This window comes from Caulobacter sp. Root1472 (genome assembly GCF_001426985.1).
GTDB lineage: Bacteria > Pseudomonadota > Alphaproteobacteria > Caulobacterales > Caulobacteraceae > Caulobacter > Caulobacter rhizosphaerae.
The window spans coordinates 140,444-163,071 of record NZ_LMFX01000023.1; the positions used below are offsets into that span (position 1 = coordinate 140,444).

Here is a 22,628-nt window from a genome sequence, read left to right on the forward strand (position 1 = left end):
GCAGATGACGCCCCGTCATGATTTCAGCCTCATTCCGCGGTGGGAGCAAGCTCCAGCTCGCGGCGAGACCGTGCGTCCTTCGAGGCTCGCCTTCGGCGCGCACCTCAGGATGAGGGATTCAGCGACAGAGTTCCTCATCCTGAGGCGCCCGCGCAGCGGGCCTCGAAGGACGCAAGGCGCCATCTCATTCCGCCGCCAGTGGCAAGGCGTCCGGCGCGCGGGCCGGCACGGGCAGGGCGCCGCCCGTCGCTCGCGCCCGCTTCTCGCCGGCCGCGATCTCCGTCTTCAGGTCGGCGCAATAGACCCCGAAGTCGACCTGGATGGTGTGGCGGGCCGAGGCGTAATAGTGGCCGGTGTGGCGCTCCTCGTCCTTGGCGGTGATGCGCCGCATCTCGGCGATCGTCGGCAAGGCGTAGCGGCCGGTCAGGTAGGCGGCGACCAGCTTGGACTGCTGCTCGGCGAAATTGACCAGGGTCGGCAGGGCCTGGGCCAGGCCCATGTAGAAGAGGTCGGGCACGCCGGGCTTCATCATCCGCTTGAACAGCGGCAGGCGGTGGTCGGCGTCGGGAACCAGGGCCGGGTCGTCCAGGAACGGGAAGCTGATCCTATAGCCGGTGGCGAAGACGATCACGTCGACGGCTTCGACGCTGTCGTCGGCGAAGCGGACCTGGCGCCCCTCCAGCGCCTTGATCGCCGGCTTGAAGGTGATGTCGCCGCAGCCGGCCCGGGTCAGGAACTCGCCGCTGACCGAGGGATGGGCCTCCAGCGGCTGGTGATCGGGCCTGGGCAGGCCATAGTCCTCCATCCGGCCCAGGTGCTTGCGGACCAGCGCGCGGACGATCTTCAGGCCCAGCCCGCGCGGCATCCACGGCGGCATGGCGGACTTGTCCAGCGGCTTGCCGTTCAGATATTTGGGGAAGACCCAGACCCCGCGCCGGGCCGAGACGATCAGCTTGCCGGCGATCGGGCGCTGAGCCAGCTCGCTGGCGATGTCCATGGCCGAATTGCCCATGCCCACCACCACGACCGTCTTGCCGCGCATGTCGACGGGGTCGAACGGGTCGCTATAGGCGTGGGCGTGGAAGGCGACGCCGTCGAAGGTTCCGGGATAGTCCGGAACGCGCGGGTCCCAGTGGTGGCCGTTGGCGACGATCAGCACGTCGTAGAGCCGGGTCTCGCCGGTCGACAGGCTCACCGACCACAGGCCGTCCGCGTTGCGCTCGGCGCGCAGCACCTTGGTGTTGAAGGTGATGGTCTCGCGCAGGCCGAAATGGGCGACATAGGCCTTGAAGTAGGCCAGGACCTGGCTGTGGTGCGGGAAGTCGGGCCAGTCGGCCGGGACCGGGAAGTCCTCGAAGGCCAGTCGCCACTTGGAGGTGTCGATGTGCAGGCTTTCGTAGCAGGCCGACAGCCCGTTGGGGTTCTTGTAGTACCAGTTGCCGCCGATGTCGTCGGAGGCCTCGAAGCAGTCATAGGGGACGCCGGCGTCCTTCAGCCGCCTGGCGGTGGTGAAGCCGCTGCAGCCCGCGCCGATGATGCAGGCCTTGGGAAGCCGTGCGGATGGCGTAGCGGAGGTCATCGCCTCCTCCCTGACTTATCGTTGTTCAGGTGAACGTATCAGCGTTATGCCAGCCGTCAAACCGCCTTGGGTCGGCGCGTTCAGTTGCCGAGCGGTCGCGGGGAATAGGTGGCCGTGCAGCGCGACTTGCACTGCATCCACTGGGTGGGGCAGCTGTCGTCGTCGCCATTGGCCCGGCAGAAGAAGTAGGTGCGGTTGCAGGACGAGCGGCACTGGTCGGGGTCGCGCGCCTGGGCGGCGCCGGTCAGCGGGATCAGCGGCGGCGGCAGGGCCGGGGTGTCGTCCTGGACCGGGGCGCGAGTCGCGGTCGAGGGGACGACCCGCGTCGGCTTGGCCGTTTGGGCCGTGGCGGAGCCGGCCAGGGTGGCGAGGATCAGCAGGCAGGCGAGGGCGCGGCGCATGAGCAGAAGTCTAGCCGCGCCCCGTTGAGGTTCGGTTAACCACGTTTTTCGGTCGAGGAGCAGGCCACGCGCGTGGCCTCGTAATGGGCGAACGGTTGGTCCTTGTCGCCCTCGCGGGCGGTGATCCGCCACGCCAGCCGGTCGCCCGCCCCGGTCCAGCGGTTCAGGAAGCTGGAGGGCGGGTAGGGATAGGCGATCTCGAAACCGTCCTCGCGCACCGAGCCCGCGCCCGTGGCGGTGTAGTCGCCGCCGAAGCTGTCGGCCCAATAGCTCGTCAGGGTCGCGGGAACGCCGCCTTTGGCCGCGTGGGTCCCGATCACCAGGTGAGCGGCGTAGCGGTCGGCCGGGTCGGCCTTGGCCTGGCTTTCCGTCTCGATGAGGAACATCGCGCCCAGGGCGATCGGCTTGGCGGAAAGGGTCAGGGTCACGGGCTTGCCCATCACCTCGCCCGAGCCCCGCCAGCAGCCGGTCAGGGCCGTGACCTGGGCGGGCAACTGGGCCGTCGGCGTGTCCTGCGCCAGGGCCGATCCGGCCGCCAGCGACAGCAGCGCCGCGAGCGCGCTCGAAACTTTCATCATCTGATTTTCCCCGCCTCGCTCCAGCGGGCTAAGCGCCCTGATTCGGCGCTCGAGCTCCAGACCCGTTGGGGACAGGCGCCTGCGCCTGTCCCCAGTCACGGCTGCGACGTCGCCAGGAACGCGTCCAGCCCCTCGGCCAGGTGGTCGAACATCGCCCGCATCCGCAACGTCGCGCGCAGGTCCTCGTGCATGACCAGCCAGACGGGCAGGTCGAAGCCGATCTGGCCGGGGCAGACCGGGATCAGGTCGGGGTCGCGGCGCGCCACCCCGTGCTGAATGAAGCCGATCCCGAAGCCCGCTCGCACGGCGGCCAGCTGGGCCAGGTCGCTGTCGGCCCGGAAGGCGAAGCCGTGGGGCGGCAGCGGCACGCGCTGGACCAGGCCGCGCAGGAACGGCGTGCCCTTGTCGAAGCCGATCACCGCATGGTCGGGCAGGGCGTCGAGGGTGGCGGGGGCCCCCTCGGCCTCGACATAGCGGCGATGGGCGTAGAGCCCCAGGTGGGTGTCGGCCAGCCGCCGGGCGACCAGGGCCTCCTGGGTCGGGCGGACCATGCGCACGGCGATGTCGGCCGCGCCGCGCAGCAGGTCCTGCTGCTGGTTGTCCAGCGACAACTCGACGGCCACGCCGGGATGTTTGGGACGGAAGTCGGCCAGGATCGGCGGCAGCACCTCGGCGCCGATGATCTCGCTGGCGGTCAGACGGACCACGCCGCGGGCGGTGTCGCCGGCGCCGGACGCGGCGCGGACCAGGGCGCTGGCCGCCCCGGCCATGGCCTGGGCGTGCGGCTGCAGGTCCAGGGCGGCGTCGGTGGGCTTCAGGCCCTGGGGCGAGCGGGTGAACAGGGCCACGCCCAGGGCCTGCTCCAGCGCGGCGACCTGGCGGCCCAGCGTCGGCTGGGTCAGGCCCAGGGCGCGGGCGGCGGCCGACAGGCTGCCCTCGGTCATCACCGCCAGGAAGGCGCGGTACAGGCTCCAGTCCGGTTCGCTCATGCATTCATGCATGGCAAATCAAGAAGGTTCGTCAATTCTCGTTTGGGCTGTCGTGGCCGATCTTGTCCTCACAACCGATGGAGAGAGCGACATGACCACGACCCAGCAACGCACCGCCCTGGTGATCGGCGCGACCGGCGGCATCGGCGGCGAGGCCGCTTCGGCCCTGCTCCGCCATGGCTGGACGGTCCGCGCCCTGACCCGTCGCGCCCAGCCGGCCCCCAAAACCGCAAAGGGGGCGGGAATCGACTGGATCAAGGGCGACGCCATGGTCGCCGCCGACGTCGCCGGCGCCGCCCGGGGCGTCCAGTTGATCGTCCACGCCGCCAACCCGCCCGGCTACCGCAACTGGGGCAAGCTGGTCTTGCCAATGCTGGACAGCACCATCGCCGCCGCCAAGGCCGAGGGCGCGCGGATCCTGCTGCCGGGCACGGTCTACAATTTCGGCGTCGAGACCTTCCCGCGGATCGACGAGACCGCGCCGCAGGCCCCGGCCACGCGCAAGGGCAGGATCCGGGTCGAGATGGAGCGGCGGCTGAAGGCGGCTTCGGCCGAGGGGGCGCCGGTGCTGATCGTCCGGGCCGGTGACTTCTTCGGCCCGCACGCCGGCAACACCTGGTTCGGCCAGGCGGTGATCAAGCCGGGCGCGGCGTTGAAGTCGGTGACCGAGCCCTCCACCCGGGGCGTCGCCCACGCCTGGGCCTATCTGCCGGACCTGGCCGAGACCATGGCCCGGCTGCTGGACCAGGCCGATCGCCTCTCGGCCTTCGAGGTCTTCCACTTCGGCGGCCACCACCTGGCCTGGGGCGAGATGGCGGCTTCGGTGCGGCGAGTGACGGACCAGCCCCGGCTGCCGGTCATGGGCTTTCCCTGGTGGCTGGTCATGGCCCTGTCGCCCGTCGTGCCGCTGTTCCGCGAGATGGCGGAGATGCGCTACCTGTGGCGCGAGCCGCTGGTGCTGGACGACCGCAAGCTCCGGACGTTCCTGGGGGAGGTTCCACACACGCCACTGGATGCAGCGGTGGCGGCAAGCCTGCGGGGGCTGGGGTGTCTAGACCGCCCTCGCCATGAGGAAGCTACCGCATTCACACCTCTCGAAGGGTAGTGTCGCTCTTGCCGCGCGGTATCCTTCTCCCCTTGCGGGAGAAGGTGTCGGCGAAGCCGACGGATGAGGGGTCGACGCGCGATTGCCGCCTATTCTTCAAGGGTTCGGTGGACAGGTCGGTGTGACCCCTCATCCGACCTCCTTCGGAGGCCACCTTCTCCCGCAAGGGGAGAAGGAAGGGTCTGCTCGGCGACGCAAGTTGCTCGTCAACAAGTTGATTTTGAACTTGTGTAAATGCGGTAGCCTCTTCGGTGGGCCCTATTTCAGCTTCTCGATCAGCGCCATGGCCGCGGCCGGGTTGCGCACCTTCGCCCCGGCGATGAAATAGGCGAAGACGTCGCCGCGCTTGGCCCAGTCCCGCGTCTGCTTGGCGATGCCGTCCAGTTCGTCCGAGGTCATGCCGGTGGGCTCGTCGGGCTTGCTGGACATCAGCCGCGCATAGGTGAAGTCGGCGGTCGGCGCGTCGATGCAGGGCCAGGTCGGCTCCTCGTCGTCGACCGCGTAGACGATGGCCGCGCCGTACTGGGCCGCCAGGTCGTAGAACTGCTGGGTGGCGAAGGTCGGGCTGCGAACCTCCAGGGCGTGGCGGGCCGGCCGGCCGCCGATCTCCCTGGGCAGCAGCTTCAGGAAGCCCTCGAAATCGACCGGGTCGAACTTCTTGGTGGCCATGAACTGCCAGTTGATGGGGCCGAGCTTCGGACCCAGCTCCTCCAGCCCCTGGGCCAGGAACTTGTCCATCGAGTCGTTGTTCTCCGACAGCACCTTGCGATTGGTGCAGTAGCGGCTGGCCTTGACCGAGAACACGAAGTCGTCGGGCGTCTCGTCGCGCCACTTCTGCCAGCTGTTGGGCTTGAAGGTGGAATAGTAGGTGCCGTTGATCTCGATGCTGGTGACGTGCCGGCTGGCGTACTTCAGCTCGTCCTTCTGCTTGAGATCGTCGGGATAGAAGGGGCCGCCCCGCCAGGGCTCGTACGTCCAGCCGCCGATGCCGGCGCGAATGGTCCCGGGCATGCACGTGTTCCCTTCCTGTTCTTGCGGCAAGGTATGGGGAGGTTCGGTCGTCCGCAAGCCCCCTCCGGCCCTCCGGGCCACCTCCCCCAGAGGGGAGGATCTGGTTCGCGCGAGATGCTCCCCCTCTGGGGGAGCTGTCACGAAGCGACTGAGGGGGTTTTCCGCCCCCTCAGCACTCCACCCGGTTCACCGACAGCCCCACCGCCAGCCCACCGAGCGAAGTTTCCTTGTAGATCTCGCTCATGTCCTCGCCGGTGCGCTTCATGGTGGCGATCACCTTGTCCAGCGACACCGAGTGCTGACCATCGCCCAGCAGGGCCAGACGGGCGGCGTCGATGGCCTTGATGGCCCCCATGGCGTTGCGCTCGATGCAGGGGATCTGGACCAGGCCGCCGATCGGGTCGCAGGTCAGGCCCAGATTGTGCTCCATGCCGATCTCGGCGGCGTTCTCGATCTGGTCGTTGGTGCCGCCCAGCGCCGCGCACAGCCCGGCCGCAGCCATCGAGCAGGCCACGCCCACCTCGCCCTGGCAGCCGACCTCGGCCCCGCTGATCGAGGCGTTGCGCTTGTAGAGCGCGCCGATCGCCGCCGCCGTCAGCAGGAACACCCGCACCCCCTGCGGCGTGCCCTGGTGGAAGCGGTGGTAGAAGCGCAGCACCGCCGGGATCAGGCCGGCCGCGCCGTTGGTCGGGGCGGTGACCACCCGGCCGCCGGCGGCGTTCTCCTCGTTGACCGCCATGGCCCACAGGTTGACGAAGTCCATGGCCGCCAGCGGGTCGCTGATCTGGCGCTCCATCCGGCCCTGGATGGTCTGGTGGATCTGGCGGGCCCGACGCTTGACGGCCAGGCCGCCGGGCAGGGTCCCGGTCTCGCGCATGCCGCGGTCGATGCAGGCCTCCATGGCCTGGAAGATGCGGTCGAGGCCCGCGTCGAGCTCGGCCGGCTCCATCCGCGCCAGCTCGTTGGCGCCCATCACCCCGGCGATCGACAGGCCGGCGTCGGCGGCGCGCTGCAGCAGGTCGGCGCCGCTCTCGAACGGGTGGGGGACCCGCGGACCCTCGTCCGGCGGGGTGTTGCGGCCCATCTCGCTCTCGTCGCGCACGAAGCCGCCGCCGATCGAGAAATAGGTGCGCTCGGCCAACACGGCGCCGGCGGCGTCGTAGGCCGTGAAGGTCAGGCCGTTGGGATGCTGGGGCAGGCGTTCATGGCCGGCCCAGACGATGTCGCGCGCCTCGTCGAAGGCGATATCGACCAAGCCGCCCAGCTTCAGCGACTGGGTCGCCTTGGCCTCCAGCAGGGCCGCCTCGCCGGCGTCGGGGTCGAGCTCCGCCGGCAGAAAGCCCATCAGGCCCAGGATCACCGCGCGGTCGGTGGCGTGGCCGCGGCCGGTCAGGGCCAGGGAGGCGTAGAGCCGCGTCTCGACCCGGGCGACGTCGGCCAGCCTGCCGGCGTCGCGCAGCCGGCCGACGAACAGCCCCGCGGCCGTCATCGGCCCCATGGTGTGGCTGCTCGACGGGCCGACGCCCAGCTTGAACAGGTCGAAGACGGAGGCTGTCATGCTTGTGATCCGCCCTCGTCCTTCGACAAGCTCAGGATGAGGGCTGCTTCTAACGCTGGAAGGCTACGGAAACTTGCAGTCGAAACCCTCATCCTGAGCCTATCGAAGGACGAGGGTTTTCGCGCCGCGAGCTACTTCCGGTCGGCTTTGGTCTGGTCCCGCAGCGCCTTGAACTCCGAGCCCGCCTGCCATTGCGGCCAGGTCTTCGAATTGGCGAGGTCGGCGCCGATCTCGTAGAACAGGCCGATGTCCTGGGCCTGGCCCGTCAGGTCCCAGTCGGCGCGCCACTCGTCGGCCGGCTGGTGGTAGCGATTGGCGGTGTAGTCCTCCTCGGTCTTCTGGCCGGCTTCCTTGCCGCCCTGGACCAGGTCCTCGCCCGAGCCGACCGAGATGGCCGGCACGCCGCGCTTGGCGAACGGGAAGTGGTCCGAGCGGTAGAAGTGGCCGGCCTGGGGCGACGGGTCGGGCGTGAAGTAGCGGCCGTGGGCCTTGGCCTTGGCGACCAGCAGGTCCTGCAGGTCGACCTTGCCGTCGCCCGAGGTCGTGATGTCCTTGGCCGGACCGGCGGCCGACAGGGCGTCGATGTTCAGGTCGCCGACGGTCTTGGACAGCGGGAACAGCGGGTTGGCCGCATAGTATTCCGAGCCCAGCAGGCCGCGTTCTTCGGCGGTGACGGCCAGGAACAGGATCGAGCGCTGCGGGGCCGGCTGGCTCTTGAACGCGCGGGCCAGCTCCAGGATGGCGGCGATGCCGTCGGCGTTGTCGATCGCGCCGTTGTAGATCCGGTCGCCCTTGGCGTCCGGCTGGCCGACGCCCAGGTGGTCCCAGTGGGCGCTGTAGATCACCGTCTCGTCGGGGCGGGCCGTTCCCTTGATCCGGCCGGCGATGTTCTTGGAGACGATCACCGCGTGGTCGACGGCGTAGCTGGCGGAGAAGGTCGCGCCCTTCAGCTCCACCGGCCTGAAGTCGCGGCTCCGGGCCTGGGTCTTCAGCGTGTCGAAGTCCAGGCCGGCGGCCTTGAACAGGTCGACGGCCACGTCGCGCTGGATCCAGGATTCCAGGGCCGGGTGGCTCTTGGCCGGCTCTTTGCGGACGATGTCGAACATGGTGTTGGTGTTGGAGTTCTTGACCGTGGCCCAGCCGTACGAGGCCGGGGCGGTCTCGTGGACGATCAGCACGCCGGCCGCGCCCTGGCGGGCGGCTTCCTCGAACTTGTAGGTCCAGCGGCCGTAATAGGTCATGGCCTTGCCGCCGAAGTCGCCGGACCCCGTCTCGAAGTCGGGATCGTTGATCAGCACGACCAGGATCTTGCCCTTCAGGTCCAGGCCCTTGAAGTCGTCCCAATTGCGCTCGGGCGCCTTGACGCCGTAGCCGACGAAGACGATCGGGGCGTCCTTGATGGCGACTTGGTCGACATTGGTCATGGCCGCGCGGATGGCGATCTGCTCGCCCTGCGCCAGGGGGACGGCCTTGCCGCCGATCGTGAACTGGGCGGTGACCGGGCCCTTGATGTCGAACTTGGCCAAGGGCACGTCCTGGGTCCAGGCGCGGCTTCCGTCCGCCTTCGGGTCGCCCGCCGGCTCCAGGCCGATCGCCTTCATCTGGCCGACGATATAGTCCACCGACTTGGTCTCGCCGGCGGTGGCCGGGCCGCGGCCTTCGAAATCGTCGGACGACAGCACCTTGATGTGGGCCGACAGCCTGGCGGGGTCGATCTTGGGCGCATCCGCGGCGTGCGCGAGCATGGGAGCGGCGATCAGGGCGGTCGCGAGCAGCAGGCGTTTCATCGAGTCTCTCTTTTGGAGCAGATCTTGGCGCGGACCCTAGCCGCCGGCGCCGCGCCCGTCATCCTCCGACTTCAGCGTGAAGGCCGGATGGACCGACCCGCGTTCCGCCGCGTTTGGACCCCGTGAAGATCGCCACGTTCAACATCAACAACGTCGTCAAACGACTGGACAACCTGGTCTCGTGGCTGGCCGAGGCCGAGCCCGACGTGGTTTGCCTGCAGGAGCTGAAGGCCGAGCAGGGCTGGTTTCCCGCCGAGCCGCTGGCGCAGATGGATTATCATGCGGTGTGGCGAGGCCAGCGCACCTGGAACGGCGTGGCGATCCTGGCGCGCGGCGCCGAGCCGGTGGTCACCCGCACAGCCCTGCCTGGGGATCGCGGCGACAGCCAGGCTCGCTACATCGAGGCGGCGGTGGACGGGGTGCTTGTCGCCTCGCTCTACCTGCCCAACGGCAATCCCCGGCCAGGACCCAAGTTCGACTACAAGCTGACTTGGTTCGCGCGGCTGATCGCCCATGCCGCCGACCTTCGCGCGTCGGGCGCGCCGGTCGTGCTGGCCGGCGACTACAACGTCGCGCCGACCGAGGCCGACATCTACCAGCCGCACCGCTGGCAGGACGACGCCCTGCTGCAGCCCGAGGTCCGCGCCGCCTACCGCGCCCTGCTCGACCAAGGCTGGGCCGACGCCTTGCGGACCGTTCATCCGGACGGACCGCTATGGACGTTCTGGGCCTATCTGCGCAACCGCTGGCCCAACGACAAGGGGTTGCGTCTGGACCATCTGCTGCTGACGCCCGACCTGGCCGAGCGGCTGGTCGACGCCGGCGTCGACCGCTGGGCGCGTGGCGAGGAGAACGCCAGCGACCACGCGCCGGTGTGGGTGGAGCTGGATCTCTAGGCCGGATCGATCCGGGGCGAAAACCTCGTCCTTCGACAAGCTCAGGATGAGGTTTTTCGGGCGCTCGGGCTTATCAATGGTCCCATCCTGTCAATGGTCCTCATCCTGAGCTTGTCGAAGGACGAGGACCACGCGCTGAGTTCGGGTCGGTTCTTTTAAAGCTCGCCGTTCAACACCCGAGCGAACAGTCCCGGATCCACATTGCCGCCCGAGCAGACGATGGCCGCGCTCGCGCCGTTCAGGTCGATCTTGCCGGCCAAGGCCGCCGCCAGGGCCACGCAGCCGCCGGGCTCGACCACCAGCTTCAGCACCGAGAAGGCGTAGCGCATGGCCTCGGTGACCTCGGCGTCGGTGACCGCGACGATCCCCGTCAGGGTCTTGCTGTTGATCGGCCAGGTCAGGTCGCCGGGGATCGGGGTCAGCAGGGCGTCGCAGATCGAGCGGGCGTCCGGGTCGACGGTCTCCCGCTTGCCGGAGGCCAGGGAGCGGCGGGTCTCGTCGAAGCCGACCGGCTCGGCGCCCCAGACCTCGGCGGCCGGCGACAGCGCCTTGACCGCCGTCGAGACGCCGGCGATCAGCCCGCCGCCCCCGACCGGGCTCAGCACCTTGTCCAGTTCGACGCCCAGCGCCCGGGCCTGTTCGACGATCTCCAGCCCGACCGTGCCCTGGCCCGCGATGATGTGCGGGTCGTCATAGGACGGCACGACCACGCAGCCGCGCTCGGCGGCGATCTGGTCGGCGATGGCGACGCGGTCCTCGGTGAAGCGGTCGTAGAAGCGGATTTCGGCCCCGAAGCCGCGCGTACCCTCGACCTTCACCGCCGGCGAGTCGGACGGCATGACGATCAGGGCCAGGCAATCCAGCAGCTGGGCCGCCAGGGCCACGCCCTGGGCGTGGTTGCCCGACGAGAAGGCCACCACCCCGCGCCGGCGCTCGTCGTCGGTCAGCTGGGACAGGCGGTTATAGGCGCCGCGGAACTTGAAGGCCCCGGCCCGCTGCAGGGTTTCCGGCTTGATCAGCACCCGGCCGCCGAGCCGCTGATTCAGCGCCGGGCTCTCGATCAGCGGGGTACGGACGGCCTGGCCTTCCAGGCGGGCGGCGGCGGCTTGGATGTCGGAAAGGGCGATAGTCATGGACTCCAGGTCTATCGTCCCGCAAGCGGCGCCGAAACCCTTTGCCAGCGGCGCCGTTCAAGCCATAAGAGGACCAACAAGACCGCTGGGGAATATACCGTGAAAAAAGCCCTGTTCGCCGCCGCGGCCTGCGCCGCCGTGGCCGTCGCCGCGCCCGCCCTGGCCGGCGAAGCCTTCGTCGGCGTCTACAAGCACGACGTCACCTTCATCGGCGACGCCGTCGGCCTGGGCGCCGCGGGCCGCGAGGACGGCGTCGACGTCCATCTGGGCTATCGCACGAACCGGATCGAAAGCCTGCGCTGGCTGGGCAAGCCCCAGGTCCACGCGATGGTCTCGATCAACAGCGAGAACACCTCCAACTTCGTGGCCGCCGGCTTCGACTGGCGGATCGAGCTGGGCCAGCCGGGCGGCTTCTACCTGCGTCCGGGGATGGGCCTGGCCTATACGGACGGCGAAACCCAGCTGCCGCCGGCCAACGCCCCGAACATCAGCGACGAGGAACGCGCTCGCCGCACCTACCTCTATTATCACCGCATCGACTTCGGCTCGAAGGTGCTGTTCGAGCCGGAACTGGCCCTGGGCTACGACATCAACGACAGCTGGTCGGCCGAGCTCAGCTACACTCACCTGTCGAACGGCCAGATCTTCCACCAGGGCAAGAACCAGGGGCTTGACGACGCCGGGGTCCGGCTGGTCTACAAGTTCTGAACCGGGCGGCCTCCCTTCAAGGGTGAGGCCGTCACGCCGATCACAAGAGATGAAACGTCCGCCGCCGAGTCCTGTCGAAGGGCCGCGGGCGCCTTTCGGCAGGTGATAAGGCATATCTGAACATGGCCAATGTGACCGTTGTCGGCGCCCAGTGGGGCGACGAGGGCAAGGGCAAGATCGTCGACTGGCTCAGCAACCGGGCCGATGTCGTGGTGCGGTTCCAGGGCGGGCACAACGCCGGCCACACCCTGGTGGTCGACGGCAAGGTCTACAAGCTGGCCCTGCTGCCGTCGGGGGTCGTGCAGGGCAAGCTGTCGGTCATCGGCAACGGCGTGGTGGTCGATCCGTGGCACCTGCTGACCGAGATCGACAAGATCGCCGAGCAGGGGGTGGCGATCACGCCCGAGCTGCTGGTGCTGGCCGACAACGCCTGCCTGATCCTGCCGCTGCACAAGGACCTGGACCAGGCCCGCGAGGCCGCCTCGACCCAGAAGATCGGCACCACCGGCCGCGGCATCGGCCCGGCCTACGAGGACAAGGTCGGCCGCCGCGCCATCCGCGTCGCGGACCTGGCCGATCCGGAAGCCCTGAAGCCGAAGATCGAGCGGCTCCTGGCCCACCACGGCGCGTTGCGCCGGGGGCTTGGATTGCCGGAGACCGACGCGGCCGAGCTGTTCGACGCCCTGATGGCCCTGGCCCCGCGCATCCTGGCCTACGCCCAGCCGGCCTGGCGCCTGCTGGACAAGGCCTATAAGGACGGCCGCAAGATCCTGTTCGAAGGCGCGCAGGGCGCGCTGCTGGACGTCGACCACGGCACCTATCCGTTCGTCACCTCGTCCAACACCGTGGCCGGCCAGGCCTCGGCGGGCAGCGGCATGGGCCCGTCGGCGACCGGCTATGTGCTGGGCATCGTCAAGGCCTACACCACCCGCGTGGGCGAAGGCCCGTTCGCCGCCGAGCTGGATGACGAGGTCGGCAAGCACCTGTCGACCGTCGGTCGCGAGGTCGGGGTCAACACCGGCCGGGCCCGCCGCTGCGGCTGGTTCGACGCGGTGCTGGTCCGCCAGTCGGTGGCCATCAACGGCATCCACGGCGTGGCCCTGACCAAGCTGGACGTGCTGGACGGCCTGAAGACCCTGAAGATCTGCGTCGGCTACAGGATCGGCGACAAGGTCGTCGACTACCTGCCGGCCGGCATGCGCGACCAGAAGGCCGCCCAGCCGATCTACGAGGAGCTGGAAGGCTGGAGCGAAAGCACCGCCGGCGCGCGCTCGTTCAAGGACCTCAACGCCAACGCCATCAAGTACGTGCGCCGCGTCGAGGAACTGATCGGGGCCCCGGTGGCCCTGCTGTCCACCAGCCCCGAGCGCGACGACACGATCCTGATGCGCGACCCGTTCCAGGGCTAATCACGCTTCCCGCCGTCCGGGCGCTCGACAGGGCGTCCGGACGGCGGCGAGAAGGCCGCGACAACCGGCCGCACGGTAAACGCTTGTGAACCTTGTTCGGCCAAGCTTCGCGCGAATTCAGGCGCGAAGGGGCGGCGATTGAGGCTGCGCGACTTTCTCGACGACGGCCGCGACAGCGACAGCCTCGCCATGAGCCGGCGGGGGCGCAACAGCCGCCTGATCGCCATGGTGGTGATGGCGGGCTTCCTGGCCGCCATCTTCGGTCCGCCGCCCGCCCTGGCGTGGGTGGCGACGAACCTGGGCCTGGAGCTGTGGCTGGTGCGGTTGCTGCACGGCCTCGATGGACGGGCCGAGAGGCCGCTTCCTCTGGCGGCCAGACTGGCGCCGGCCCTGATCTTCAGCAGCGTCTGGTCCGTGAGCGCTTTGCTGGCCTGGCAGCATGGCCCGCCGATCATGAAGTTCGCGGCCCTGCTGACCCTGCTGGGTCTGATCGTCGAAAGCCTGAAATACGCCGCCCTCAGCCGCTCGGCGACCGTCTCCCTGCTGCCGCCGCCGGTGATCGCCCTGGCGGCGATGCCGTTCTCGGTCGGCAAGCCGCTGTGGATGGAGATTCTGGCCTCGTCCCTGGCCCTGCTGGGCCTGGGCGGCTATCTGGTCGACGCGGCCCGCCTGCTGCGCGCCAACGCACTGGCTCTGGAGCGGGCCCAGGTGGAGGCCCAGGAGGCCAGCCGCGCCAAGTCGGCGTTCCTGGCGATGATGAGCCACGAACTGCGGACGCCGATGAACGGGGTGCTGGGCATGGCCCACGCCCTGGGCTCGACCAAGCTCGACGCCCGCCAGGCCGACTATCTGGAGATCATCGTCGAGTCGGGCGACGGGCTGATGGCGATCCTCAACGACATTCTCGACCTGTCGAAGATCGAGGCCGGCAAGCTGGAGCTGGAAGCCGCGCCGTTCGAGATCCGGGTCCTGGGGCGCCAGCTCCAGAGGGTGTGGCGGGAGACCGCTCGCGCCAAGGGCCTGGCGCTGTCGCTGCAGATCGCGCCGGACACGCCGCGCTGGCTGTCGGGCGATCCGATCCGCGTGCGCCAGATCCTGCTGAACCTGGTGTCCAACGCGCTGAAGTTCACCCAGGACGGCCGGGTCGACATCGCCATCGCGCCTCACGCCGCCGGAGGCGTCGAGATCACGGTGTCCGACACCGGCGTCGGCATGACGTCCGAGCAGCAGGCCAAGCTGTTCACCCCCTTCGTCCAGGGCGACCGGTCGATCGCCCGCAGGTTCGGCGGCACCGGCCTGGGGCTGTCGATCTGCCGCGAACTGGCCGGGATGATGGGCGGCCGGGTCGGCATGGTCAGCCGGCCAGGCGAAGGCTCGACCTTTACCGTCGTCCTGGGCCTGGCGACGGCCGAAGCGCCGGCGCCCGAGGCGGCCCCGGATGTCGCGCTGGACGTGGCCGGCGCGCGTGTGCTGGTGGTCGACGACAACCTGGCCAACCAGGCCGTCGCCCGGGCGATCCTGGAGGCGGTCGGCGTGCTGGTCGCCACGGCCGGCGATGGTCGCGAAGCCCTGGCGCGGCTGCGGGTCGAGGATTTTGACGTCGTGCTGATGGACGTCCACATGCCGGTCATGGACGGCGTCGAGGCCCTGCGGCGCCTGCGGAACGGCGAGGGCGGGCGTCGCGACATGCCGGTCGTGGCCCTGACCGCCGATGCAATGTCCGGCGAGGTCGAGCGCCTGATCGGCCTCGGCTTCGACGACGCCCACCCCAAGCCGATCCAGCCCGCCGGCCTGATCCAGGCCATCGCCTGGCGGCGCGCGCCCGCGCTGGCCAAGCCTGCGCCGGTCAAGCTTGTCGCGGATTAGCGATTGCTTAGCAGGCCAAGGTTTATGACGGCCGGATCCTAACGGAGGTTCGCCGCCCTTGGCCGTTGCGCGTCGCCTGATGAAGTCCGCCAACAAGGCGGATCGCCTGACGCGCAGCCTGCGGGCGCTGGATCGCGAGGCCTCGACCAGCCGGGTGCTCAACCTGGTGGCCATCGAGGCCCGCAGCGGCCACCGGCCCGAACACGGCGAGGCGCCGCTGTTCCGCAACCGCATCCTCAACACCGCCCTGGTGGTCAAGCATCGCCTGCGCGCCGACGACATCTTCCTGTTCGACGAGATCCGGCCCAACGCCACCAAGATCATCATCCCGTTCGAGCGCAGCGACCTGGGCCTGGGCGGCCAGTCGTTCTTCGTGGGGCAGCGCGGCTGGGTCGATCTGTTGCGCGAGGCCTGCAACGAACACACCGACATGGCGCGCGACCTGGCCACCCTGCGCCTGATCGACCAGCTGCCGTCCCTGGACCCGTTCCTGCTGCGCGAGCACCTGCGTCGCCATGGCCTCTCGGTGGCCTCCACCTATTTCGCCCTGTCGACCGCCGACATGGAGCAGATGCAGAGCTTCGTCTCGGCCCAGATCTCGCTGCTGATCGACCTGGCCTATCGCGACGCCGGCCGGGCCGTGCCGGGCGCGCACGCTGCACGCCTGGTCGAGGCCCTGCTGTCGACCGACGTCGACGAGCGGCTGGAGCCGCTGCGCGAGACGCTGATCATGGACGGCGAGAGCTTCAAGGAGGGGGTCTTCAGCTGGAAGGGCTTTCTCTATTACAAGTGGATGCTGACCCGGCTGTGGACCGAGCTGGACACCGTCGGCGGCGAGATCGCCCGGCTGACGATCACCGGCAACCGCGACGCCGGGACCCAGCGCTTCCTGGACGACACCCGCAAGCGCCTGCGGCGCGGCATATTGCTGGAGCGCCGGGCGATCATGCGGGCCCTGGACGTCTATGACCGGGCCTTCAACGACCTGATCGACAATGGCAGGCCCCAGGCGTTCCGCGCGTTCCTGCTGCGCGCGCCCGACATGTTCCTGTCGCTGGGCGAGAAGGTCGGGGTGATCGCCCACATCGCCAGCTTCTGGCGCTACCGGTTCCCGGCCGGCATGCCGCTGGTCGCCGACATCGAGGACGCGATCGACCTCCTGCAGGACTTCGACGCGGGCCTAAGCGTCAGCTTGGCGGCCTGAATCCGGGACTTTCTGTCGCAAGGAGCGAAGACTAAGCGGATTTTTACCATCGCCCGGCTAGTCTGCGGGCAAGTGATTTTCTGGAGCTTCCGGGTCCCGTGTTCGACAGCAACATCCGCACCTTGCAGCGTATCGCGGCGAAGATGCAGCGCGTGCTGATCGTCGACCCGAACACCGCGGCCGTGCGCCTGCTGGCCGACCAGCTGCGCCATGTCGGCAATGTCCAGATCTTTCATGCCGTTTCGGCCGAGGCCGGCTGGGGCATGGCCCGCACGGTCGACCCGATGCTGATGTTCGTCGAGCACGCCTCCAGCGGCTGCGACGGCCAGGCCCTGGCCCGCAAGATCCGCCGCAGCGACCTGGCCTGCCGCGAGAACCCGATCATCATGTGCACCGCCGAGGCCACGGCCGACGCAATCTTCGGAGCCCGGGACGCGGGCATCCACGAGTTCATGCGCAAGCCGTTCACGATCAAGGACCTGGAGCGCCGGCTCGAGGCGGTGACACTGAAGCCCCGCGACTGGGTCGAGGCCGTGCAATATGTCGGGCCCGACCGCCGCCGCTTCAACTCGGCCGAATACAAGGGTCCGCGCAAGCGCAAGGCGGACGCCAGCGGCGCGCCGGCCGCCCGCCTGTCCCAGGCCCTGCGAATCGTCAAATCGGCCGCCCAGGCGCTGGACAGCGACCCGGCCCAGGCCCGGCGCGCCCTGGCCGCCCAGGCGGTCGAACTCAAGAAGGTCGGCGAGGCGATCAAGGACGCCCGCCTGTTCGAGGCCGCCGCCGCCTTGGAGGCCTGCACGGCCGGCGGCATGGCGCGAGCCGAACTGATCAAGCGCATCGACGGCCTGATGGGCTTCCTGGTCGAGGACAGCGGCGACCGCGGCGCGGCCTGACACTCCGGATCATCGGTCACGAAAAAAGGGCGGCGTCCACGGACGCCGCCCTTCGTCGTTTTGGACCCCCGAACCTGCCTAGAAGGCCAGGCGGGCGATCAGCTGGAAGACCGGACCGGCGTTCTCGCGCTCCAGTTCGTACTCATCGAAGTTGCGGTCGTTCTGATCCTCGATGGTGGTGAACTTGTTGAAGCTTTCCTTCTTGTTGGCGTCCAGCAGGTTGGAGCCGGTCAGGCGGATCGTCAGATCCTTGCCGATTCGCTTTTCGAGGAAGATCTCCAGGTCGCCGCCATAGGTGGTGGTGACCTCTTCGCCGACCACGCGGCTATAGGCTTCGCCCTGCTTGCGGTAAGTCGCGCCGAACGAGGCGCCCCAGGTCGGCAGGTCCTGGATGAAGCCGACGTTGAGCACGTAGTCCGACTGGCTGTTGAACTTGCGCGAGCCGAACTCGTCGTTCACGTCGCTGTCGAGCCACGAGTAGTTCAGGAACACGCCGGTGTTCTCCAGGCCGATCACGGTCAGCGGCGTCGACAGGTCGAACTCGATCCCCCAGACCTTGCCGTCGCCGGTGTTGCGGGCGGAATAGACGAACGTGCCGGGGCCCTCGTCACCCTCGTCGCCGGTGTTGGTCAGCTCTATCAGGTCCTTGACCTTGCGGTAGAAGACGTTGACCCCGGCCACGCCCTGCTTACCCATCCGCCGCTCGTAACCGGCGTCCAGGCCCCAGGCGGTTTCCGGCTTCAGTCGCGGATTGCCGATGAAGTCGTTGTCGCCGAGCTCGGCGGTCAGCAGGGCTGGCGACAGGTAGTCGAAGCTGGGGCGGCGGATGGTGCGCGCGCCCGAGACATAGACCTGATCCTCGGTGGTCAGGTTGTAGCGCAGCGAGGCCGAGGGCAGCAGGACGTTGTAGTCGGTATCGGTGGTCGAGGGGACCGTGCGGTCCCGCAGGGTGACGTCGGTGGTCTCGTAGCGCAGGCCGGCTTCCCACTTCAGCGCGCCCGACTTGCCGTCCAGCATCACATAGGGGTCCAGGCGGGTCTGCTCGAACGAAGCGTCGCCGCCGTCGACCACCGCATAGGGCTTGAAGGCGGGCGGGTTGGCGCTGGGCAGGCTGTAGCGGTTGCGCGGAACCTCGGTGACCAGCAGGTCGCGCTGCTTCTTCTCGTACTGAAGGCCGAACTGCAGTTGCACGCCGTCGGTCAGGTCGCGCTTGTGTTCCAGCTTGGCCGAGAACTCGGTGTCCTCCAGCTCGGTCCTGGACTTGTCGCGGGTGATGCGGTCGCCATCGGGATAGGGGGCGGCGTCGCGCAGGTATTCGGTCTCGTCCTCGAACTCGGTCTCCTTGTCTTTGAACGAGGCGTAGCCCAGTTTCACGCTGGTCTGGCCGCCGAACATGTCGTGGCCGTACTTGCCGTTGACCGAGTAGCTGTCCTGCTCGATGTCGACGTCGTTGTCGTTCAGGGTCGACAGGTGGGCGTTGTCGCGGATGTCGTTGTTGTACTCGATCGAGTCCTCGTTCTGGTAGCGGTCGGTGTGGACATAGAAGCCGCTCAGGTCCAGGTCCCCGCCGGCCAGCGGGGTCTGGTAGCTGGTATTGAACGAATAGTCCGTGCCGTTGCGCACATCCGTCTGGAGTTCGCTGTTGTCGATCGGCGCGCCCGGCTCGCCATAGCGCAGGCTGAGTTTGTTCTTGGGGTTGCGGCGGCCCTGCAGGTTGGCGCCAACCAGCAGGCGGCCGGGGCCGACCTGCCCGCCCCAGACGCCGCCGACGGTCTCGCGGATGCGCCTGTCGTCGAACATCAGGGCGCCGGCCCGGACGAAGCCGCCGTCCAGGGCGTAGGCGTCGCGCAGCACGATGTTGATGGCGCCGGCCACCGCGTCGCCGCTGCGGTTGGCCGAGGCGCTGCGGACGATCTCGATGCGCTCGATCAGCTCGGCCGGGATGCGGTCGACGAAGAAGGCCGAGTCGGCGCCCGAGCCGAACGCGCCTGAGCCCGAGCCGGCGCCTGGAACCTTCTCGCCGTTGATCAGGATCTGGGTGTAGGCGGGGTCGAGGCCCCGCAGGCGCACGCCGTCCGATTCCAGCACGTCCGACAGGAAGGCGACGCTGGGCACGCGCTTGAGGGCGTCGCCGGCGGTCAACGGCTCGAAGCGCTGGAAATAGTCGAGGTCGTAGTTCAGGACCGGCGCGGCCTGATCGGTGCGGTTGCGGTAGGCGATCTGGGCCTGGACCACCAGTTCGGACGCCGTGGCTGGCGTCTCCGCCGCCGTGGCGATCGGCGCATCGGCCTCGGCGGCCCAGGCGGCGGTCGAGGCCGTCGCGGCCAAGGTCAAGGGCGCCAAGGCGGCCAAGGCGAACAGTGCGGTCTTCTTCATCGTCAGTATCCCCGATCGCCGGCGCGGCCGTTGACGCGGCCGTTCGCACGTGATTTCACGCGGCGGGGCATAAATTCGCCTCGATCTTGGGGCTAGTGATGTTTCTTGGACGCTTTTGTTTCAACTTTGTGACGGTGGCGGGAATATCTATCCTGCTGGCGGGCTGCGCGGCGTTCGATCCGGAGGCTCGGTCGGACTCCGGCAAGATCCTGGTCGGCGTCGGAACCCCGGTCCCGGCGGCGGGCGAGACCCAATCCGTGGCCACGCAACGTGCGGATGCGGCCGACGACCCCGAGATCTGGGTCGACCCCAAGGATCCCTCGCGCGTCGTGATCTTCGGCACCGACAAGCAGGCGGGTCTCTACACCTACGACCTGAGCGGCGCGGTCACCGGCTTCATCCCGGACGGCAGGCTGAACAATGTCGACCTGCGTGGCGGATTGGCCACGGCCAATGGCGAGCGCGTGCTGGTCGCCGCCAGCGATCGCGGCCGAATCGGCGCGGCGCTCTACCTGATGGATCCGGCCACCCTGAAGGTCGAGCCCTGGGGCCTGGCGCCGCTGGATCTGGCCGAGCCCTACGGCCTGTGCATGGGCCGGCGCGGCGACGGCTTCATCGTCATCGTCAACGGCACGGACGGCCAGGTGCGGCAGCTGCGCATCGCCGTCGGGGCCGACGGCAAGCCGGCGGCGACCGAGGAGCAGCGCTTCGCGGTCGGCAGCCAGACCGAAGGCTGCGTCGTCGATGACGCCAAGGGCGTGCTCTATATCGGCGAGGAGGCCAAGGGGATCTGGCGCTACGACCTGGACCCCGCCAAGGGCGCCGCGCGCGTCCTGGTGGCCGGCGCGCCCTCGATCATGCTGAAGCCCGACGTCGAGGGCCTGACCTTGCTGCGCGAGGGCGAAAAGACCTGGCTGATCGCCTCCAGCCAAGGCGACAGCGCCTTCGCGGTCTGGCGAGTCGACGGCGCCCAGCCGGCCTATGCCGGGCGCTTCTCGGTGGTGGCCGCCAAGGGCGTCGACGGCGTGACCGGCACCGACGGCGTCGCGGCGCTGGGCGGGGCGGTCGGACCCTATGCCGAGGGACTGGTCGTCATGCAGGACGATGTCGATGTCGACGGCGAGGCCCCGTCCACCGCGCGCGTGCGGCAGAACTTCAAGCTGGCGGACTGGCGGGCGGTGAAGGCGGCGCTGGGGCTCTGAGCCTCAGCGTCCCTAGAGCATCGCGCGGAAAAGTGGGTTCCGGTTTTCCGCAAAAGCGATGCGAAAACAAAAACCTAGAGCAAGCCGAGCGATTCCTATATTGCGCGGCTTGCTCTAGCGCGCCAGCCAGCGGCGCAGGGCGGCGTTGACCGCCTCGGGCGCTTCCATCGGCGTCATGTGGCCGGCGTTGGGAATGATCACCATGTGCGAGCAGCCGATGGCGTGGGCCATTTCGTGCTGGCCGGCCAGCGGGGTGATCGCGTCGTGCTCGCCGCAGATGATGACGATCGGACAGCGCAGGGCCCGCAAGGCGGCCGCGCCGTCCTCGCGCGCCAGGCCGTTCTGGCGCAGGAACACCTCGCGGCCCAGGCGCTGGGTCATGGCCTGGATGCGGCCGGTCAGGTCCTTGTCGTCCAGCCGAGAGGCGTCGACATAGCTGGCCATCAGCCGATCGGCGACGCCGAGGAAGGCGCCCTCGTGGCTGGCCGCGGCGTTGACCGCGCGGCGCTGCGCGGCCCGTTCGGGGGTGTCGGCGCGGATGGCGGTGTCGATCAGGGCCAGGCGTTCGATCCGCTCGGGCGCGATCCGGGCGATCTCCTGGGCCACGTAGCCGCCCATCGAGAAGCCGGCCAGGGCGAAGGTCGGCGCGGCCTCGGCCAGCACCTGCTCGGCCAGGTCGCGCAGGCTTTCGCCATGCGTCAGGTCGGCGACCTGGCAGCGGGCGACGTCGGCCAGGCCCGTGACCTGGTCGCGCCAGAGCTCGGCGTCGTTCAGCAGGCCGGGCAGGAGGATCAGTTGGGGAAGGGGATCGGTCATGGCGATCCTATACGACGATCCTCCCCCTTTGGGGGAGGTGGCCCAAAGGGCCGGAGGGGGCGGCGCGGCCGACGCCGCAAAGCCCCCTCAGTCGGCTTCGCCGACAGCTCCCCCAGAGGGGGAGCATCTAGCCTTCAGGTCCAGGCCTTCTCAGGCTTCGACCATGTTCTTGGCGATGGCGGCTTCGCGCATCGACTTCTGCAGCTTCTCGAACGCCCGGACCTCGATCTGGCGGACGCGTTCGCGGCTGACGCCGTATTGCGCGGCCAGGTCTTCCAGGGTGGTCGGGTCGTCCTTCAGGCGCCGCTCGGTGAGGATGTGGCGCTCACGGTCGGTGAGTTCAACCATAGCCTCCTCGAGCAGGCTCATCCGCAGCGACTTTTCCTGGTTCTCGGCGACCACGGTCTCCTGCGAAACCTGGTCGTCGTCGGCCAGCCAGTCCTGCCACTCGCTTTCGCCGTCGGCGCGCAGCGGCGCGTTCAGCGAGGCGTCCGGACCGCCCAGGCGGCGGTTCATCGAGATGACCTCGCTGTCCAGCACGCCCAGCTTGGTGGCGATGGCGCTGACCTGCTCGGGACGCAGATCGCCGTCCTGGAACGCCTCGATCTGGCTCTTGGCCTTGCGCAGGTTGAAGAACAGCTTCTTCTGCGCGGCGGTCGTCCCCATCTTCACCAGCGACCACGAGCGCAGGATGTATTCCTGGATCGAGGCGCGGATCCACCACATGGCGTAGGTGGCCAGGCGGAAGCCCTTGTCGGGCTCGAACTTCTTGACGGCCTGCATCAGGCCGACGTTGCCCTCGGAGATGACTTCGCCGATTGGCAGGCCATAGCCGCGATAGCCCATGGCGATCTTGGCCACCAGACGCAGGTGGCTGGTGACCATCTTGTGGGCGGCTTCGCTGTCCTGATGCTCTTTCCAGCGCTGGGCGAGCATGAACTCCTCGTCCTTGGCCAGCATCGGGAACTTGCGGATTTCGGTGAGATAACGCGACAGGCCGCCGTCCGGCGACATCACCGATAGAGAATTCACGGCCATAAAAACTATCCCCTTGGTGCGGATCCGCCCGTCAATCGCGCGCCTTCATCCCCACCGGAATGGGTCAGATAGGAATGCG

At 68.8% G+C, this 22,628-nt stretch carries 18 protein-coding genes and 2 pseudogenes; 9 read left to right on the forward strand and 11 right to left on the reverse strand.

Annotation, left to right across the window (positions count from 1 at the left end; genetic code table 11):
• Positions 1–39: 39 nt before the first annotated feature.
• A pseudogene (locus ASD47_RS27670) lies at positions 40–180 on the forward strand (hypothetical protein); the annotation flags it as partial.
• A 4-nt stretch (positions 181–184) separates the two neighbouring features.
• Here the strand turns inward: ASD47_RS27670 and ASD47_RS15650 are convergent.
• The 4 genes from ASD47_RS15650 to ASD47_RS15665 form a co-directional block, all read right to left on the reverse strand.
• Entirely contained in the window at positions 185–1,579 is a 1,395-nt protein-coding gene (locus ASD47_RS15650) for an NAD(P)/FAD-dependent oxidoreductase (protein ID WP_056758464.1), read from the reverse strand.
• Between the two features lie 80 nt (positions 1,580–1,659).
• On the reverse strand, positions 1,660–1,980 hold the full coding sequence (locus tag ASD47_RS15655) for a hypothetical protein (protein ID WP_056758467.1): 321 nt from the start codon (positions 1,978–1,980) through the stop codon (positions 1,660–1,662).
• A gap of 35 nt (positions 1,981–2,015) precedes the next feature.
• A complete protein-coding gene (locus ASD47_RS15660; RefSeq protein WP_056759048.1) occupies positions 2,016–2,555 on the reverse strand; it encodes a hypothetical protein in 540 nt (179 codons plus the stop codon).
• Positions 2,556–2,653: 98 nt separating this feature from the next.
• Entirely contained in the window at positions 2,654–3,547 is an 894-nt protein-coding gene (locus tag ASD47_RS15665) for a LysR family transcriptional regulator (RefSeq protein ID WP_056758470.1), read from the reverse strand.
• 91 nt (positions 3,548–3,638) lie between these two features.
• On the opposite strand from ASD47_RS15665, the gene ASD47_RS15670 reads away from it, so the two are divergent.
• Entirely contained in the window at positions 3,639–4,652 is a 1,014-nt protein-coding gene (locus ASD47_RS15670; RefSeq protein ID WP_056758473.1) for an NAD-dependent epimerase/dehydratase family protein, read from the forward strand.
• 258 nt (positions 4,653–4,910) lie between these two features.
• Here the strand turns inward: ASD47_RS15670 and ASD47_RS15675 are convergent.
• From ASD47_RS15675 to ASD47_RS15685, 3 genes and pseudogenes are all read right to left on the reverse strand, one after another.
• Positions 4,911–5,667: pseudogene (locus ASD47_RS15675) on the reverse strand (DUF72 domain-containing protein).
• Between the two features lie 165 nt (positions 5,668–5,832).
• Positions 5,833–7,221: an L-serine ammonia-lyase gene (locus ASD47_RS15680; RefSeq protein WP_056758479.1), complete on the reverse strand. Its 1,389-nt coding sequence runs from the start codon at positions 7,219–7,221 to the stop codon at positions 5,833–5,835.
• Between the two features lie 131 nt (positions 7,222–7,352).
• Complete coding sequence (locus ASD47_RS15685; protein WP_056758481.1) at positions 7,353–9,008, reverse strand: M28 family metallopeptidase; 1,656 nt, start codon at positions 9,006–9,008, stop codon at positions 7,353–7,355.
• A gap of 122 nt (positions 9,009–9,130) precedes the next feature.
• On the opposite strand from ASD47_RS15685, the gene ASD47_RS15690 reads away from it, so the two are divergent.
• Positions 9,131–9,904, forward strand: a complete 774-nt coding sequence (locus tag ASD47_RS15690) for an exodeoxyribonuclease III (RefSeq protein ID WP_082564656.1) — start codon at positions 9,131–9,133, stop codon at positions 9,902–9,904.
• A gap of 155 nt (positions 9,905–10,059) precedes the next feature.
• Here ASD47_RS15690 and ASD47_RS15695 read toward each other — a convergent pair whose 3' ends face one another.
• A complete protein-coding gene (locus ASD47_RS15695; RefSeq protein ID WP_056758490.1) occupies positions 10,060–11,037 on the reverse strand; it encodes a threonine/serine dehydratase in 978 nt (325 codons plus the stop codon).
• Positions 11,038–11,136: 99 nt separating this feature from the next.
• On the opposite strand from ASD47_RS15695, the gene ASD47_RS15700 reads away from it, so the two are divergent.
• The 5 genes from ASD47_RS15700 (at position 11,137) to ASD47_RS15720 (ending at position 17,117) form a co-directional block, all read left to right on the forward strand.
• Positions 11,137–11,745, forward strand: a complete 609-nt coding sequence (locus ASD47_RS15700) for an acyloxyacyl hydrolase (protein WP_056758493.1) — start codon at positions 11,137–11,139, stop codon at positions 11,743–11,745.
• Positions 11,746–11,867: 122 nt separating this feature from the next.
• The gene (locus tag ASD47_RS15705) at positions 11,868–13,154 is read left to right on the forward strand and encodes an adenylosuccinate synthase (RefSeq protein ID WP_056758496.1); all 1,287 of its coding nucleotides are present in this window, start codon (positions 11,868–11,870) and stop codon (positions 13,152–13,154) included.
• A gap of 138 nt (positions 13,155–13,292) precedes the next feature.
• Positions 13,293–15,020 carry an ATP-binding protein gene (locus ASD47_RS15710; RefSeq protein ID WP_056758501.1) on the forward strand — a complete coding sequence of 576 codons (1,728 nt, stop codon included), beginning with the start codon at positions 13,293–13,295 and terminating at the stop codon, positions 15,018–15,020.
• Positions 15,021–15,099: 79 nt separating this feature from the next.
• A complete protein-coding gene (locus ASD47_RS15715) occupies positions 15,100–16,224 on the forward strand; it encodes a hypothetical protein (protein WP_056758503.1) in 1,125 nt (374 codons plus the stop codon).
• Positions 16,225–16,322: 98 nt separating this feature from the next.
• Entirely contained in the window at positions 16,323–17,117 is a 795-nt protein-coding gene (locus ASD47_RS15720; protein WP_156402265.1) for a response regulator, read from the forward strand.
• 78 nt (positions 17,118–17,195) lie between these two features.
• Here ASD47_RS15720 and ASD47_RS15725 read toward each other — a convergent pair whose 3' ends face one another.
• Positions 17,196–19,493, reverse strand: coding sequence for a TonB-dependent siderophore receptor (locus tag ASD47_RS15725; RefSeq protein ID WP_056758506.1), 2,298 nt, complete (start codon positions 19,491–19,493; stop codon positions 17,196–17,198).
• Between the two features lie 98 nt (positions 19,494–19,591).
• Here ASD47_RS15725 and ASD47_RS15730 point away from each other — a divergent pair, with 98 nt between their 5' ends.
• Entirely contained in the window at positions 19,592–20,695 is a 1,104-nt protein-coding gene (locus tag ASD47_RS15730; RefSeq protein ID WP_082564640.1) for a phytase, read from the forward strand.
• Between the two features lie 114 nt (positions 20,696–20,809).
• Here the strand turns inward: ASD47_RS15730 and ASD47_RS15735 are convergent, their stop codons facing one another.
• Entirely contained in the window at positions 20,810–21,511 is a 702-nt protein-coding gene (locus ASD47_RS15735) for an alpha/beta fold hydrolase (protein ID WP_056758509.1), read from the reverse strand.
• A gap of 150 nt (positions 21,512–21,661) precedes the next feature.
• Positions 21,662–22,549, reverse strand: a complete 888-nt coding sequence (rpoH, locus tag ASD47_RS15740) for an RNA polymerase sigma factor RpoH (protein WP_056758512.1) — start codon at positions 22,547–22,549, stop codon at positions 21,662–21,664.
• Positions 22,550–22,628: the final 79 nt, after the last annotated feature.

Excerpts from the sequence above, each read along its gene's own strand:
- ASD47_RS15650 (WP_056758464.1), bottom strand. The coding sequence starts at position 1,579 with ATGACCTCCGCTACGCCATCCGCACGGCTTCCCAAGGCCTGCATCATC.
- ASD47_RS15655 (WP_056758467.1), bottom strand. The coding sequence starts at position 1,980 with ATGCGCCGCGCCCTCGCCTGCCTGCTGATCCTCGCCACCCTGGCCGGC.
- ASD47_RS15660 (WP_056759048.1), bottom strand. The coding sequence starts at position 2,555 with ATGAAAGTTTCGAGCGCGCTCGCGGCGCTGCTGTCGCTGGCGGCCGGA.
- ASD47_RS15665 (WP_056758470.1), bottom strand. The coding sequence starts at position 3,547 with ATGAGCGAACCGGACTGGAGCCTGTACCGCGCCTTCCTGGCGGTGATG.
- ASD47_RS15670 (WP_056758473.1), top strand. The coding sequence starts at position 3,639 with ATGACCACGACCCAGCAACGCACCGCCCTGGTGATCGGCGCGACCGGC.
- ASD47_RS15680 (WP_056758479.1), bottom strand. The coding sequence starts at position 7,221 with ATGACAGCCTCCGTCTTCGACCTGTTCAAGCTGGGCGTCGGCCCGTCG.
- ASD47_RS15685 (WP_056758481.1), bottom strand. The coding sequence starts at position 9,008 with ATGAAACGCCTGCTGCTCGCGACCGCCCTGATCGCCGCTCCCATGCTC.
- ASD47_RS15695 (WP_056758490.1), bottom strand. The coding sequence starts at position 11,037 with ATGACTATCGCCCTTTCCGACATCCAAGCCGCCGCCGCCCGCCTGGAA.
- ASD47_RS15705 (WP_056758496.1), top strand. The coding sequence starts at position 11,868 with ATGGCCAATGTGACCGTTGTCGGCGCCCAGTGGGGCGACGAGGGCAAG.
- ASD47_RS15715 (WP_056758503.1), top strand. The coding sequence starts at position 15,100 with ATGAAGTCCGCCAACAAGGCGGATCGCCTGACGCGCAGCCTGCGGGCG.
- ASD47_RS15725 (WP_056758506.1), bottom strand. The coding sequence starts at position 19,493 with ATGAAGAAGACCGCACTGTTCGCCTTGGCCGCCTTGGCGCCCTTGACC.
- ASD47_RS15730 (WP_082564640.1), top strand. The coding sequence starts at position 19,592 with ATGTTTCTTGGACGCTTTTGTTTCAACTTTGTGACGGTGGCGGGAATA.
- ASD47_RS15735 (WP_056758509.1), bottom strand. The coding sequence starts at position 21,511 with ATGACCGATCCCCTTCCCCAACTGATCCTCCTGCCCGGCCTGCTGAAC.
- rpoH (WP_056758512.1), bottom strand. The coding sequence starts at position 22,549 with ATGGCCGTGAATTCTCTATCGGTGATGTCGCCGGACGGCGGCCTGTCG.